This is a genomic window from Exiguobacterium sp. s140 (assembly GCF_018617035.1).
Classification (GTDB): domain Bacteria; phylum Bacillota; class Bacilli; order Exiguobacteriales; family Exiguobacteriaceae; genus Exiguobacterium; species Exiguobacterium profundum.
Genome location: NZ_JACSJK010000003.1, coordinates 34,394 through 46,821 on the forward strand (window position 1 = coordinate 34,394; position 12,428 = coordinate 46,821).

Below are 12,428 nucleotides of genomic sequence, written 5' to 3' on the forward strand. Positions count from 1 at the left end.
TCCGTTCTTTTGTCAAATATAAAAAAGAGCCCGAATCGGACTCTTTCCTTAATTGACGTAGGTATCCATCAAGATGGATTGAAGTTTAATTAAATCCAATCTCCCTCGTGGAATCGAAGGGTGGCTGAAACGAATTTTGTTTGAACCTTCGAATTGACGCAAGAGAAGGATGAAGTTATTCACATCTCCGTTCTCATCGAACGGGTTTCGTTGTTCATCATCAAATGAACTAAAACATTCCCGAACGATTTCTTTGATTTGATGATATTCTTCAGATGTCATCCCCTTCAGCACGACAGACTCCACTTTTGGGTGTCCTATCGGCAACATGTCAACAGTGTGACGCCCTGCTTGTTTATCATACATCAACACGCCAATGTTGACCCATTCAGCACGAAACGCATTTGGTCGCATTCTGATGATACGATAATGGTTATGCTCGTATTCTTTCATGTATCTTCACTCCTTCTTTGTGGTTCATCGTTCGAAGACAATATCGCCGCACAAGTTGATGTTTTCGATAAGTATCTCTCCCCCATGTTCTACAACCAGGGAAGAGAACTCTGTCATCGTGACATTCTTCAAATGTAAATTGGACTTTCCATTTTTCTTGATTTCGCCAAACGTATCTATATTTACATCTTCAAAGAGTGTTTTACCAGATATCAGATACCCTTCCGCTTGGACTTGACTGTCCTTTAGGGTGACCCTGGCTTTCGATTGAAGGACAAATTGTTTTTTCCCCATCAGACGATTCAGCTTGTCTCCATCATTCTTCTTCGAAATAATGTGAGAAGTTCCGATAGACACGACGTTTCGCATCTCTAGACCACTCTCTAGCTTGAATGTTTTTAGGTTCCTAATTGTAATGTCGGAGAGAAACATCGGATGATTCGTATTTACGCTTCTCAAGCCCGTATACTCCAAAAAAGTATCGGTGAAATCACTAGTTTCTTTTGATGTAAAGCATGCCTTGCTATCTTTGAACTGAATCTTCGAGTTGAAAAAATTCGCTCGCCAGATGGTCACATTGAACAATGTTGACTCATGTATGTTGCCCTCTTCATAAATCACGCTATTGATGAGCTTTGAGTTGCTGACCTGCGTGTTCCCATCCACCATGCTATTAAAAAGCATGCTGTTTTCGACACTGGAATCACCGCTTACTTGACTGTCCCCGGTCATTTTTGTTTCCTTTGAGATACTTGCATTCCCTAGTACAACAGCGCCGTTTATTACAGCGCAAGTGGGATATATCCAACAGTTCCCTTCATGGGATAGGTTGTCCTCACTCTCTACATAACCGCCCTTATCCCCTTTTCTTACACCTTTTGAAGGAATATCGACTATCGCCTCGATAGGAAACACACGTGTCGTGTCTTCGATTCCTCTGTGCTTATAAGTTAGATGGACAGCGTCCTCTGTTAAAAGCTTGTACTTTTTCAACATCATCTTCCTCCTTACACGGACAATAAAGAACGATTTTCTGTAGATTCATTCATATAGTCCCGCTCCATTTTGATTTCTTCGGCAATTCTGCCAGTCCCGACTTTATGCTCATATTCTTGAATCATCTGTTCTAACTTCTTTGAATAATCCTTCCGATACAAATGAATGATTTGCTCATAGTCTTGTCTCATCCATGCACTCCCCTCTTGACCTTTATATGTTGTCACCATAGACCCCTGAATTTCTGTATCCTATATCTTATGGCAGATGCTTATTTTCTAGCACTATAAAAAGCCCTCTTAGAGGGCTTCTTCAAATGTAATGCTTAGCGACTTGACTTCTTCTTGAAGCTTGGCAATCTCCTGTCGAAGAACTCGTTCCATTTCACAACTCTCTTTGATTTTAAGGAGATGTGGTTCGATTTCGGTTTTAGCCTGATAAAAGAATGGAGCATATTCTGGATACTCGTTGCGTGCGAACTTGAACATCGGGAAGAAGTTCTTCTCGGTGTCATTCGCCACTCTGAGTTGTTTATCCGTGTCGGCATTCCCTAGCGTGTTAAAATTGTGAATACGGTCTGCCGTTTTGACGATTGCCGTCGAAGGGCGACTAAAACATTGGTTCAAATACGTCAACAATGCCGCTTCATCTTGTTTGTAATCGATATCCGGATTCTTCGTGAGGATGAGTACATCATCCGCTACTTCCTTACCGAACTCCCTTTTGATGAAATCGTAGTTAATCCATTCCACGTCCTCGATGGCATCATGAAGGATTGCAGTAGTCAAGATGTCCTCATCACGGATTCCGGAGTTGAAGATTTTCATTGTCACATCGACAAGATGGAGATAGTAGTGAGAGCCGTCGTGACGACTGTACCCTTTCTCACTGCACATCTCTTGAATCATCAGATTCAACGCTTTCAATGCTTTCTTGTGTCCGAGTACGGAAAGGACGGTCTTGAGAAATTTGACCCGACTTGAAAGTTTACTAGACATGTGCACCACTCCTTTTCTACTTTTATTGACTATATTCTATAATATTTTATTCACATAGTCAATTTTATTTATCTTAATGATTATTGTTTTCTGTGAAGCATTCTTTTACTTCTTCAGCCTGATTGAGTAGACTTTCGAATTTCCTCACAGCATCTTGTTCATATTGTCAGCTACGTCCTGTGCTTCGCTCTCATTCTCAAACCCACTCTGATGTGTTTCGAGGACGTTCCCTGCAATCGGGTCAAATACCTCTGATACCACCATATACTCACCCAAACCCGATGTGACAAAATATTTTTCCTGTTTTCCCATTCAAATTCCTCCTTTTTAGTCCAAGCGAAATCCGCTCCATATATTTTCTTAACCTTTTATGATACGGTGACGTGAATCAAAATATGACGAGTGAACCATTGAAAAAAGCATGGGTGCCCATGCTTTAAAGGAATGATTTGATTTCATCGAGCGTCTTTTGATTATAAGTCATCGTGCTGTGTGTACCATCCGTCGTGACACATCGATACTTCTCTTTTTGGATATACTTGCTCAAGGCACAGGCGCTCTCATTCGGGACGAGCAAATCCTTATTGATTGCGAATGATAATACTTCCATATCTGGGTCAAACGAGGCGTACTTCCAATCCATATATGACTCAAACTCCCTACCACCATTCGTCAAATTCTCTAGCGTACTCTCTCCAATTGACGTGGCATATCCCCAATAGACAACATCTTCTGTCCCTATCACTTCACTTATGATATTGACTACAGCGGAGTAGTCCGGTTTTATATGTAAACTGATGAAAGACCCAAGGAACGGGCTATCCAATGTGACAAGTTTTCGGACATGATATGTATCAGGTCGATGATGACTCATTGCCCATTCGTTGTAGTTGTAAAATGCGAACAACGATGAAGACACTCCACCCATGCTATGTCCGATAAGGTTCAACTCCTCGGTTTGATAATCCTTTGCGATTTCTTTCATAGCGGCTTCGAGATAATAAGATTGATTGAACAGGTTATTGACATTCCTTGTGAAGACCACTTTGACATAACCAGGCATATACTCTTCATCATGGAAAGAAAACTTATGAACTCTCTCATCACTTCCAACAACGTAGGTCATCTCCTGTCCATCGACTCGGAGATTCATCTGACTTGCCACTTTTTTCCCGTCTTCCTCATAAAGAGTCACCTTTTTCACCTTGTCATTTCGTACACCTGACAACCCTTCGAGAAGTCCGCTCATGCTTGTATCATCACCTGTGAAGCCATGGACAAATACGGTTGGTATGATAACCTCTTTGCCCTCAGTCTTATTTATAGTCAGTTGTTCTGTCGTATCGTAATCTTTAGGAATAGAATCACTGACTGTTTCATCGGACTCATTCCAGTCGAATATGATGAACAACATAGTCACCAGTGCAATCACTAAAATCAAGCCTAATAATTTCGTCTTGTGATGTACGGATTCGCCTCTCACCTTTTTTTTTAAACCTACCATTCATCGTCCCCCTTTTAAATATTCATTTCTCTTTCACCCTTATTATCGTCATAAATCGGGCTTGACTTTAAGAATAATGCAAAATTTACCTGTTGTAAAAAAAATAAAAAAAGAAGGGATATCTCCCTTCTCTTAAAATGATGTATCGATTTCCTTCACCAATGTCTCAATCTGATTGACCATGGAACGTTTTCGCTCAAGTGACTCTTGATACTGATTGATTTCGGATAGACAATCATTGAATTTTTCTGTCAATTCAACCACCACACTGTCTTCCAGACCCATGTTGAGAGCGGTCTTCATCTCATCACGTGCATTTGCCTTCAACAGGTTGAGCTGATTTAATTGTTTCTCTTTATCATATTCATCTTTTTTCCGGATGGCTCCATCCTGGTCGAAGAATAAACTCACCAACAATTCGTTTTCGACATGGACTTTCATGATATGAGGACTTTCTCCTGCAGTCACCATGTATCCCATGCGAACGAGATTCTCGGCAATCAGACTCATTTTCATTCCAGTTTGATGTTCACGAGCTACTTTATGCTGTGAAACATTCTCTTCTCCAAACACTAAGGACAAGAGTGAAAGAACATCCGTCATAGTTGGGGGGATTTGATGGCTTGTATGCCCATTGTCGCTTCGTTGGGTGGGCTCAGATGAGCGTTTCCCTTCCAAGAGCTGACGAAGCATCGTGAGCGGGTCTTCTGCCTGCCCTACATGTTCTTCTCGTGCCCCCTCTTGCTTTTCCACACTCGGTCTCACGAACTCAGTTGTTTCTGCTTTTGCTCGTTCGTCGAGAGCATTTAACGCTCCTCCGAGAAGTAGTAGTAAATCATATGTTTTTTTATCCAACTATCATCACGCTCCCATTTGTTTGTACATTAAATGTAACACTCATTTTGACTATTGTCAAAATGAAAGCGGTGGTAATTCTTTAAATATTCGTCGTAGATAAGACTTGCCTTCCTAGAACTATGTCGTTCATACATATCGGGTTCTTTCTCTGCGAAATGGATGGCGAAACAAAACCTCCATTTTGAACGGGATTTGGTGACATCTTCACATTCGTCAAGAATGGTTTTTATCGAAACACCTGAAAGCTTGCTCATCTCAAATAGTGACGAGCAAGTGTGTATGTTTTCGGATTCATCAATTCCGATAACCACAAATCGTTTGTATTTCTTGAGACGCTCACGCTCGTATCTCTCGGATACTTCATCGAACATTTCTTTTAGATTCTTGAACCCTTCTCCTGGAAGGAATACTTTGTTTTTATATACGGGACGCTTCCCAGAAATGACCTGAGACACGATATTATTCCTGACATTGAATACTTCTGACGCTTCTTTTTGTGATTCGCAAACTGCCAACAGCTCACCGCTCGTGTCAAAGACAAATACTTCTGTCTTTCTTGGGTTCGTCTTCTGTCCTCCATGTGTTAGATTGTATCCGCCTCTTCCAAATGCCTCATAAGACACTATCCAGTCCTGTTCCTTCCCGTCGAGTTCTTCTTTACTGTATGCAGTATCGATGACCTCCCATGTAAACGACGATTCACCGTGACGAATGAGTGCACGATGAAAGTAGTTCTTCGAGCCTTCTTTCTGCTGAGACAAGTAGATGTGTTGCTTCTTTCTCTCTTCAAGGCACTTCGTTGTCTGCCCGATATATACTTTCCCGTTCAAACGATTGGTTGCTTTATAAATGATTCCGTACATAGACACCTCCCGAACCGACAGTTCTTTCAAAAATTTTATTTCTTATGCTTCAATCTGATTGGAATGAGCCAAGGTTGGGCTCATTCTTCTTACAAATGCAAACACTTGCGACCTCTCTTGAATTCTCAAACGTATATGACCACTCAGGCGAGATGGATTGGAGATGATGTACCATCTCCATGAGAGACTCATAAACCCTTTCTGGAGGCATCCCGAAGAAGACCATGTTCCCTTTCTCGAAAGAAAGGCGACACCTTCCATCCTCTCTAGAGAGTCGATATCCCGCCGATACCTTCCCTTCATTTTTTGTTCCCGCTTTGGATTCATGTGCCTTTGTATAACCGCCTGACCTTAACCGTATCTCGATTTCTTTTTCTAACTCCATTCCATCACCCTCTTTTTCACTATCCTATGCGTAGTGATGAGAAGAAAAACTCTTCAATTGTTCTAGCATCTTGTAATCATCTGATGTGTCATACGCATAGCATGTTGTAGTTACACGTATCAGTGATATGTATATATTGAATTTACAAAGGAGAATGAATCATGAATCGAACCATTCCATTGAAGCATATCGAAATGTGGAAACCGGAATCACAAGAAATACAATTATTCACCCCTCGAATCCCTGTACATGCGGCAACTGACGGTGAGACTGAAACAGCACGTATTTGTACGGCGCCGTCAATCCCAGAATGTTGCATCGCTCATGAGAGTATCCCGTACATCCTCTTTGAGATGAGCGGAAATTCGAATCTGATAGAGATGTCCTACGAGTACTTCTATCACTTCTTGGAATCAGCCATATGTGGAATATTGGTGAGAGTTTATCATTTCCAAGCAGAGGAAGACGAAGTGATTGATTCAGAAACAATCCAGGAAAACAATTGGGTTTATGACGTGGAACGGACAAAGGAACATTGGATAACACGACCTATCCGCCCATACAAGGTCACATATGCCATCATCAATGGAGATGATGACAATATCCGAGTCTTGCAGGAAGCAGACACCATCGAAGAACTGGGTGTGTTTATGAGACTAGACAAATTGGACTCCTACTACAGGTCAAACCGTGACGAATCTTCTGTATTCGAAGCAAAGTTGACAAAGAAGGATGCAATGAGATTTAAGGAAAAGGTTTTGCTCTACTTCAAGAACAGGAAAGTGGAACAAGAAATAAAAGCAGTTGAGGTGATTGATGCAATCTCCGAACCACTTCCTATTGAGTCCGTTGCGGTACATCCGCTTCATACCGGAGACCCCAACCTTCCCTTCTAAATCAATACAGACAAAAAAGGCAGAATATACTCTGCCTTTTATAATTTCTTCGCTTTGACCATCCGTTCAATGGTTTCGATGTCTAACTCCATATTTTCCAAATTCGGATTGGTATAGCTTTCCGGACTCATTCGTTCCAGTTCTTTTAAAAGTGACTGTGCTTTCTCTTTCATCTCCGGCGTAGATTCATTTGAGTCACAGATAGCTTGGAGAGCATTTTCTTCTGCAGTGCGATAGTCTTTTTTCGGATTGTTTTTTAACTCTTCGTCACGCTTGATGATATCTCGGTTCGCTTCCATGTTCTTGTGAATCCTCTTCACGAGCTTATAAACGGTGTCTGTTGATGAAATTATCTTCGCTTCATAGAGCTGATATTCCCTGCTTCCGACATTTCGCTTCATCTTGTCATAGTTTTGCATGCTCTTATATAATGTGCGAAACTCCTGGTTCAAATCATACAGGTCATCCCAAAAGCGCTTCTTGATATGGTGATTTTGCATCTCATCCCCTTCAAATGTTTCCACATCTAGGGGTTCGAGGTCGTTTTTATTGAGTCTAGATGGCATCATCTTTAAATAAGTTAGGATGTGTGTCACGGTGTAGATACCATTACGATTCACATCTGGGAAAAACATTGGATAATTTTCTAGTTTCTTTTTCCGTGGCAAACTGTCCAGTCGCTGTTCAGCCGTTGCAATGTAGTAACCACCAAACGATGCGCCGACAGCTCCCATTAAAATCAATACTGCAAGCATTTAAAATCCCCCTTATCGTTGTACATTTGACCATCTTTCGTGTCGAAAAGAAAAAGGGGAGTTCCCCCCTTTATCTTCTCAACGGGACATTGTTGGCTCTTCGACCAATTGAATCGTCCATTCCGGTAGCTTTGATTGAAAGATGACGGCACGTGGAGCGGAATATCGATAAACATCCAAGATATCGTTCCAAAAGACCCCATCCACTCCGAGCATCTCGTCTGCGTATCGTAAGATGCAGAAGGTTTCAGCCATAGATGGACTATGCTCTCTGTCCCAACACTCCGCTTCAAATAACTTGGTGGTTCCGAGAAAAGCTTTAACCTTTTTGAGAGACTCCTTGTCCTCATTCAAGTCTTCTTGGTCTTCCGCATTTTCTTCGTCATACCCCCTATCCATCAACCAGTCCTCATAGCTGAGAAATTCTCGATACATCTCGTCATATTCATCAATATAAGTGAACACCCATTTGAATCCTTTTACCAGATAGCCTCTTTCGACTCCCCATTCAAAAATATTCGTTTTGTCTCTTTTTGAGAGTTTATGAAAATCCAACAACAATGGGTTTTCCTTATGAACCGTATATAAGTCTCCTGAAAGACGTGCTATCCGACTCCATTCCTTCGGATGCTGAGAGATGGACAGTCCACTCCCCTCGAACGAGCTTTTCTTGACCTTTTTAGTCATATTTCCAACATGAAACCATTTCTTAGTCTTCTTAAATCGAATCGCCATGATTTCTCCTCCTGAATTACATGATTGAGTCATACCAACTAATTGCCTGTATGACTCATATTATTCAGACGAGGAGATGCTTATGATTCTTTACTGTATTGATTCAAAGAACAGAGCCATTTTTCTTTGAGAAAATGTGCGTGGCTAGAAGACACTGAAATATATAGTGTGGCATCTTGCAATGGCTCTTTCTCATGAGCCAAAGCCGATGGAATAGAAATTTTCGTTTGCAATTCCGTCTCTTTCGAATCTAAAAAGTCTAGTGGATACTTTAACTCTTGACCACTCTCAGCATCGACCTCTACGGGAACAAGTGGAATCATCCATGCTTTTTCGTGAGTATCTTTCTTCAGGAAATAGAGTGTCACTTGTGATGAGTTCGCTTTGAACAATAACGCCTGGAGAATCTCAGCTTGCGAGTAGTCCACTTCCGAAGCATGCTTCACCATTGCGGTAATCAACTTCCCACTATAAGAATAGGGCAAGTGGACATCGATGTGATTGACGAAATCCATCTGTGCTTGCTCATGTTCAGTGACCAATTTCCTGAGAACCAAATCGATGATGATATTTATGGACAATGGTTTTACTTCATTTGACGTTGTCTTTTGCATATAACACCTCTATTTCTATTTAATACTTTAAGCGTAACACATTTTATACAATAGTCAAAAAATAAAAGTTCAATGACTCTATAATCAGTTGTAGCTCTTCAACATCCAACATAAAATACTAAAACATTGATAACTCGAAAGGAGTGTTGCCTATGCGTTTTTTTGAACGTCCGAATTTGGTTACCGCTGTCTTGTTGTTCCTTGAAACACTGATTGTTCTGTTCAAACTTGAGTATCTTTTAATGATGCCGTTTGAATATGTTCTTGTGGCATTGATTATTCTCATTCTCCTACCACTTGGATTCCATGCTTTTTACAAGTACATCCTATATGACCTTGAAGGTTTTAAAACGGTACAAAATGAAAAGAATGGAGAAGGAACGAGAGACTCTCAATTAAAAACATCTGAGTCACATCAAGCTGACGTTGATTCAACGAAGGATTGCACGAAAGTGATAATCCGACGAGATATTCCTTATCATGATGAACCAAATTGACATAAAAAGAACCGCTCTGGATGGAGCGGTTCTTTTTTAATATCCTTATGAAGTGCCGAGTTCAATTGCAATGGTCTCAGCCATTCTAACAATCGAAGTCGTTCCTTGATTGAATGTAGTTTGAAAGGTAACTCCATGCTCTTTGCTGAACGACTTGATTTGTTTCATCCCGACATGACCACTGAGTCCTAGTAGGAAGATGATGAAATCAGCTTTCTTGACGAGTGGCTCTAATCTCTCCATCGCTTCTTTTGTATGTCCCCATAAAAGCGTTCCTCCTCGTTTCTCAATTTGTTCCTGGTATGCGGAGCGTGCTGATTCATTTCCGACAATCATGACATTCATACCTTTTAACGTTTGGTCTATAGTGGGCGAATCTGTCTTTTCTTTCTTTGGGTCAGTTGGGCGTTTCCTCTTGTCGAAACTTTTTATCTCTTCATTGCTTTCAGAATGCTCATGTTTCCATGTCACTTTATGTTGAGACGGGTTGCTGACCTTGTATGCGACATCGACTATATCACCTTCTTCTAGATTGAATTGACGAATTTCTTGGTCATTTAAAAAGAGACAATACGATGTGCCTTTGTAAAGTATTTTTTCTCCGGTCAGACTGTTTGATTTCACAACCAGAGCACCAGATTCCCGCTCAATGATGCAGTAATTCATTTCTCCCCTGTCCGGTGCATCTGCGCCGTCTTTCTTTTCGAGCAACGTATAATAATACTTCGGATTCCCCTCGGAAGTATCATCAATCATTCTCTTGGCACCAACTAAATCCCCATGTTTGATGTTTAAATTTCTAACGATACCTTCTGGAATAAACGCATTGATTTCCTGGAGGTATCCTCCACGAAGTTTCCTCTCAAAAATATAGCCCGCTTGTTCTTCTATGACTTCGGGTATGACTTCAGATATTTCTTCAACAACTTCTTTATTTTGACTGTCGTTATTCTCAATTGTTGATGGTTCTCCGTCTAATGGCTTGCATGGTGGTTCAGGGAGCTTGGAAACGGAGTGAAGTATGTTGAAATACTCCATGATGATTTCTTTAGTATCTTCTATGTTCTTGAAATTCAATCGTTCCAACCATATCATCATCTCACGTTTGGACTCGTCCATTATGCTATCTCGATTCACTGTCAATCATCCTTCCAATCAAGTCATCATCACAACCAGTATATAGCTTCCAATTATAACCGTCTTTGCCTAATAAAAAAAAGAACGTGAATACACGTCCTTTTAAAGCCATTCCTTTAGATGTGGAAACTGATTTAGCGCCATCTGAAATGCGGCACTATCCGTATTTCGAATCTGACTCAAGAGTTGGCGAAACTCATATTCGTTATAACAGAGATTATGAGCATTCCCCTTCTCTTTCTCCTTATCAAAAATCAATGCAATCCATGCGGCTTGCACACCCATGACAAAGGGGTTCTCAAAATTGTTTTGATAACACAACACCCAAATGTTCGACTGAACGAGATGCCGATTGTAAGAGCACGCTTCATCTTTGTAATCTTCCTTTTTCACGTCTTTCATCAAAATTGAAATTGCTCGTGAGAGTCGCTGATTGACTAAATGGACTTGGTTCGCATGAGAGCGTGTTGCTCTTCGTTGTTCCTCTTTCATCCACCAATCCATGGCATACTGTTGCGCATTCATCCTCATTCCTCCAATTGTATTCAATTCATACGCCTTTTTTGATATTGCTCTCATATGATATTCAGACTCCTTACTCGTTCATTCCATTATGAATCGATTGCTATCCGAATAATATACCTTCATCAAGAAAGGGGAGGTGTTCTTTTTGAAAAAAATGAGCTATACACCGTATAAGGGTAGACGAATCGATGAGAACAAACCGGTTCGACTTTATCGCAATCTGCATAATGGTAAGATTTCCATCAAGCAAGGAACGCTTGTCGTAGGTCACACAGAAGAAATCATCGTTCGATGCGCCCGTTTCATCGTCTCCGAGAAAAATCGCCAAAAAGTTTTACTGACTAAACGTAAGAATGTACATGCCTACGTAGAAGGATATGTTTGTGAATCGGCTTCTTCTGGAGAAGGCTTGAGTGTGTGGTACAACCCATATAAGACGGACTGTTTTCGATTAGCCGATAACGGATTACGGTGTGAGTCGGCATCTTATGTAAGAGTAACTGCAGATGGGAAAATCGAGGCTTGGATATAAAAAAAGACCCATATATGGGTCTTTTTAAGCCGGTTGTTTCGACAAGATGTTCGATAGGATGACCGTATTCTCTTTGATAAACTTTAGAACTTCTCGTTCCGAGATGGGCTTACCTTTACGTTGAATGATATCCACCCAAGCACGAATCGTGTCAGCACGACGCTCGATGGAGACGAGTGAGTATTCCTCAATCCATTTCTCATTTTCCATGATGAGTTTGATGATTTCAGGCTTGGCGTGTGATACGTCCTTATGGAGGAACGCCTTCACGAGCGGGAGCTTTTGCATTTCTGCAAAGATGAATTGTTCGACATCCTCTTTACGACTGAATGCGAGCTGTTTCCCAAGAGGGGTCAAAGCAACATACCCAGGTTGGGGAGAATGGAAGATTCCGAACAGTTCTTCACCTGCTTTTGCGTAGAAACGAACTTGACGTTCAGTGATGTCAAATCGTTTTGCAATTTTCTCCTTGTGTGCGATGTTCGCCGATTGACGACGAAGGAAGTATAGAAAATCGATAAAGCGAAGAGGATTATTTGCCAAAGGAAGGAAGTCGGCATTGGGTTCCTTTCGAAGTTGAGCTAAAAGCATGTTCAGTTCAGTGTTTCGTTCCTTGTTAATTGTCTGTGTCATGTGAGAACACTCCTTTTGGATGAGTTTTTAGAGTACTTTTTCTAACC

General features: G+C 41.1%; 17 protein-coding genes. 3 read left to right on the forward strand and 14 right to left on the reverse strand.

Features of this window, described 5'->3' with window-relative positions; translation table 11 throughout:
• Window positions 1–48: 48 nt before the first annotated feature.
• The 8 genes from KNO61_RS10985 to KNO61_RS11020 form a co-directional block, all read right to left on the reverse strand.
• Entirely contained in the window at window positions 49–453 is a 405-nt protein-coding gene (locus KNO61_RS10985) for a DUF3037 domain-containing protein (protein ID WP_214873323.1), read from the reverse strand.
• 24 nt (window positions 454–477) lie between these two features.
• On the reverse strand, window positions 478–1,449 hold the full coding sequence (locus tag KNO61_RS10990) for a hypothetical protein (protein ID WP_214873325.1): 972 nt from the start codon (window positions 1,447–1,449) through the stop codon (window positions 478–480).
• Between the two features lie 11 nt (window positions 1,450–1,460).
• On the reverse strand, window positions 1,461–1,640 hold the full coding sequence (locus KNO61_RS10995) for a hypothetical protein (protein ID WP_214688008.1): 180 nt from the start codon (window positions 1,638–1,640) through the stop codon (window positions 1,461–1,463).
• Between the two features lie 108 nt (window positions 1,641–1,748).
• A complete protein-coding gene (locus KNO61_RS11000) occupies window positions 1,749–2,447 on the reverse strand; it encodes an HD domain-containing protein (protein ID WP_214873327.1) in 699 nt (232 codons plus the stop codon).
• Window positions 2,448–2,591: 144 nt separating this feature from the next.
• Complete coding sequence (locus tag KNO61_RS11005) at window positions 2,592–2,759, reverse strand: hypothetical protein (RefSeq protein ID WP_214688005.1); 168 nt, start codon at window positions 2,757–2,759, stop codon at window positions 2,592–2,594.
• Between the two features lie 124 nt (window positions 2,760–2,883).
• On the reverse strand, window positions 2,884–3,951 hold the full coding sequence (locus tag KNO61_RS11010; RefSeq protein WP_214873329.1) for an alpha/beta hydrolase: 1,068 nt from the start codon (window positions 3,949–3,951) through the stop codon (window positions 2,884–2,886).
• A 132-nt stretch (window positions 3,952–4,083) separates the two neighbouring features.
• The gene (locus KNO61_RS11015) at window positions 4,084–4,806 is read right to left on the reverse strand and encodes a hypothetical protein (RefSeq protein ID WP_214688003.1); all 723 of its coding nucleotides are present in this window, start codon (window positions 4,804–4,806) and stop codon (window positions 4,084–4,086) included.
• Window positions 4,807–4,835: 29 nt separating this feature from the next.
• A complete protein-coding gene (locus tag KNO61_RS11020) occupies window positions 4,836–5,672 on the reverse strand; it encodes a GIY-YIG nuclease family protein (RefSeq protein ID WP_214688002.1) in 837 nt (278 codons plus the stop codon).
• Between the two features lie 546 nt (window positions 5,673–6,218).
• Between KNO61_RS11020 and KNO61_RS11025 the strand changes: the two genes are divergently transcribed.
• On the forward strand, window positions 6,219–6,953 hold the full coding sequence (locus KNO61_RS11025) for a hypothetical protein (protein WP_214688001.1): 735 nt from the start codon (window positions 6,219–6,221) through the stop codon (window positions 6,951–6,953).
• A 38-nt stretch (window positions 6,954–6,991) separates the two neighbouring features.
• Here the strand turns inward: KNO61_RS11025 and KNO61_RS11030 are convergent, their stop codons facing one another.
• From KNO61_RS11030 to KNO61_RS11040, 3 genes are all read right to left on the reverse strand, one after another.
• Entirely contained in the window at window positions 6,992–7,708 is a 717-nt protein-coding gene (locus KNO61_RS11030) for a hypothetical protein (protein ID WP_214873332.1), read from the reverse strand.
• A gap of 78 nt (window positions 7,709–7,786) precedes the next feature.
• The gene (locus KNO61_RS11035) at window positions 7,787–8,443 is read right to left on the reverse strand and encodes a hypothetical protein (protein ID WP_214873335.1); all 657 of its coding nucleotides are present in this window, start codon (window positions 8,441–8,443) and stop codon (window positions 7,787–7,789) included.
• An 80-nt stretch (window positions 8,444–8,523) separates the two neighbouring features.
• The gene (locus tag KNO61_RS11040) at window positions 8,524–9,057 is read right to left on the reverse strand and encodes a hypothetical protein (protein WP_214873337.1); all 534 of its coding nucleotides are present in this window, start codon (window positions 9,055–9,057) and stop codon (window positions 8,524–8,526) included.
• Window positions 9,058–9,209: 152 nt separating this feature from the next.
• Between KNO61_RS11040 and KNO61_RS11045 the strand changes: the two genes are divergently transcribed.
• Window positions 9,210–9,554, forward strand: a complete 345-nt coding sequence (locus tag KNO61_RS11045) for a hypothetical protein (RefSeq protein WP_214687994.1) — start codon at window positions 9,210–9,212, stop codon at window positions 9,552–9,554.
• Window positions 9,555–9,599: 45 nt separating this feature from the next.
• Here the strand turns inward: KNO61_RS11045 and KNO61_RS17500 are convergent, their stop codons facing one another.
• Entirely contained in the window at window positions 9,600–10,691 is a 1,092-nt protein-coding gene (locus tag KNO61_RS17500) for a DUF2325 domain-containing protein (RefSeq protein ID WP_214873339.1), read from the reverse strand.
• A 102-nt stretch (window positions 10,692–10,793) separates the two neighbouring features.
• A complete protein-coding gene (locus KNO61_RS11055) occupies window positions 10,794–11,216 on the reverse strand; it encodes a hypothetical protein (protein ID WP_214687990.1) in 423 nt (140 codons plus the stop codon).
• 154 nt (window positions 11,217–11,370) lie between these two features.
• On the opposite strand from KNO61_RS11055, the gene KNO61_RS11060 reads away from it, so the two are divergent.
• Window positions 11,371–11,748, forward strand: coding sequence for a hypothetical protein (locus KNO61_RS11060; protein ID WP_483297742.1), 378 nt, complete (start codon window positions 11,371–11,373; stop codon window positions 11,746–11,748).
• A gap of 24 nt (window positions 11,749–11,772) precedes the next feature.
• Here the strand turns inward: KNO61_RS11060 and KNO61_RS11065 are convergent, their stop codons facing one another.
• On the reverse strand, window positions 11,773–12,381 hold the full coding sequence (locus KNO61_RS11065; protein WP_214687986.1) for a DUF7226 domain-containing protein: 609 nt from the start codon (window positions 12,379–12,381) through the stop codon (window positions 11,773–11,775).
• Window positions 12,382–12,428: the final 47 nt, after the last annotated feature.

Excerpts from the sequence above, each read along its gene's own strand:
- KNO61_RS10985 (WP_214873323.1), bottom strand. The coding sequence starts at position 453 with ATGAAAGAATACGAGCATAACCATTATCGTATCATCAGAATGCGACCA.
- KNO61_RS10990 (WP_214873325.1), bottom strand. The coding sequence starts at position 1,449 with ATGTTGAAAAAGTACAAGCTTTTAACAGAGGACGCTGTCCATCTAACT.
- KNO61_RS10995 (WP_214688008.1), bottom strand. The coding sequence starts at position 1,640 with ATGAGACAAGACTATGAGCAAATCATTCATTTGTATCGGAAGGATTAT.
- KNO61_RS11000 (WP_214873327.1), bottom strand. The coding sequence starts at position 2,447 with ATGTCTAGTAAACTTTCAAGTCGGGTCAAATTTCTCAAGACCGTCCTT.
- KNO61_RS11005 (WP_214688005.1), bottom strand. The coding sequence starts at position 2,759 with ATGGGAAAACAGGAAAAATATTTTGTCACATCGGGTTTGGGTGAGTAT.
- KNO61_RS11010 (WP_214873329.1), bottom strand. The coding sequence starts at position 3,951 with ATGGTAGGTTTAAAAAAAAAGGTGAGAGGCGAATCCGTACATCACAAG.
- KNO61_RS11020 (WP_214688002.1), bottom strand. The coding sequence starts at position 5,672 with ATGTACGGAATCATTTATAAAGCAACCAATCGTTTGAACGGGAAAGTA.
- KNO61_RS11025 (WP_214688001.1), top strand. The coding sequence starts at position 6,219 with ATGAATCGAACCATTCCATTGAAGCATATCGAAATGTGGAAACCGGAA.
- KNO61_RS11030 (WP_214873332.1), bottom strand. The coding sequence starts at position 7,708 with ATGCTTGCAGTATTGATTTTAATGGGAGCTGTCGGCGCATCGTTTGGT.
- KNO61_RS11035 (WP_214873335.1), bottom strand. The coding sequence starts at position 8,443 with ATGGCGATTCGATTTAAGAAGACTAAGAAATGGTTTCATGTTGGAAAT.
- KNO61_RS11040 (WP_214873337.1), bottom strand. The coding sequence starts at position 9,057 with ATGCAAAAGACAACGTCAAATGAAGTAAAACCATTGTCCATAAATATC.
- KNO61_RS11045 (WP_214687994.1), top strand. The coding sequence starts at position 9,210 with ATGCGTTTTTTTGAACGTCCGAATTTGGTTACCGCTGTCTTGTTGTTC.
- KNO61_RS11055 (WP_214687990.1), bottom strand. The coding sequence starts at position 11,216 with ATGAATGCGCAACAGTATGCCATGGATTGGTGGATGAAAGAGGAACAA.
- KNO61_RS11060 (WP_483297742.1), top strand. The coding sequence starts at position 11,371 with ATGAGCTATACACCGTATAAGGGTAGACGAATCGATGAGAACAAACCG.
- KNO61_RS11065 (WP_214687986.1), bottom strand. The coding sequence starts at position 12,381 with ATGACACAGACAATTAACAAGGAACGAAACACTGAACTGAACATGCTT.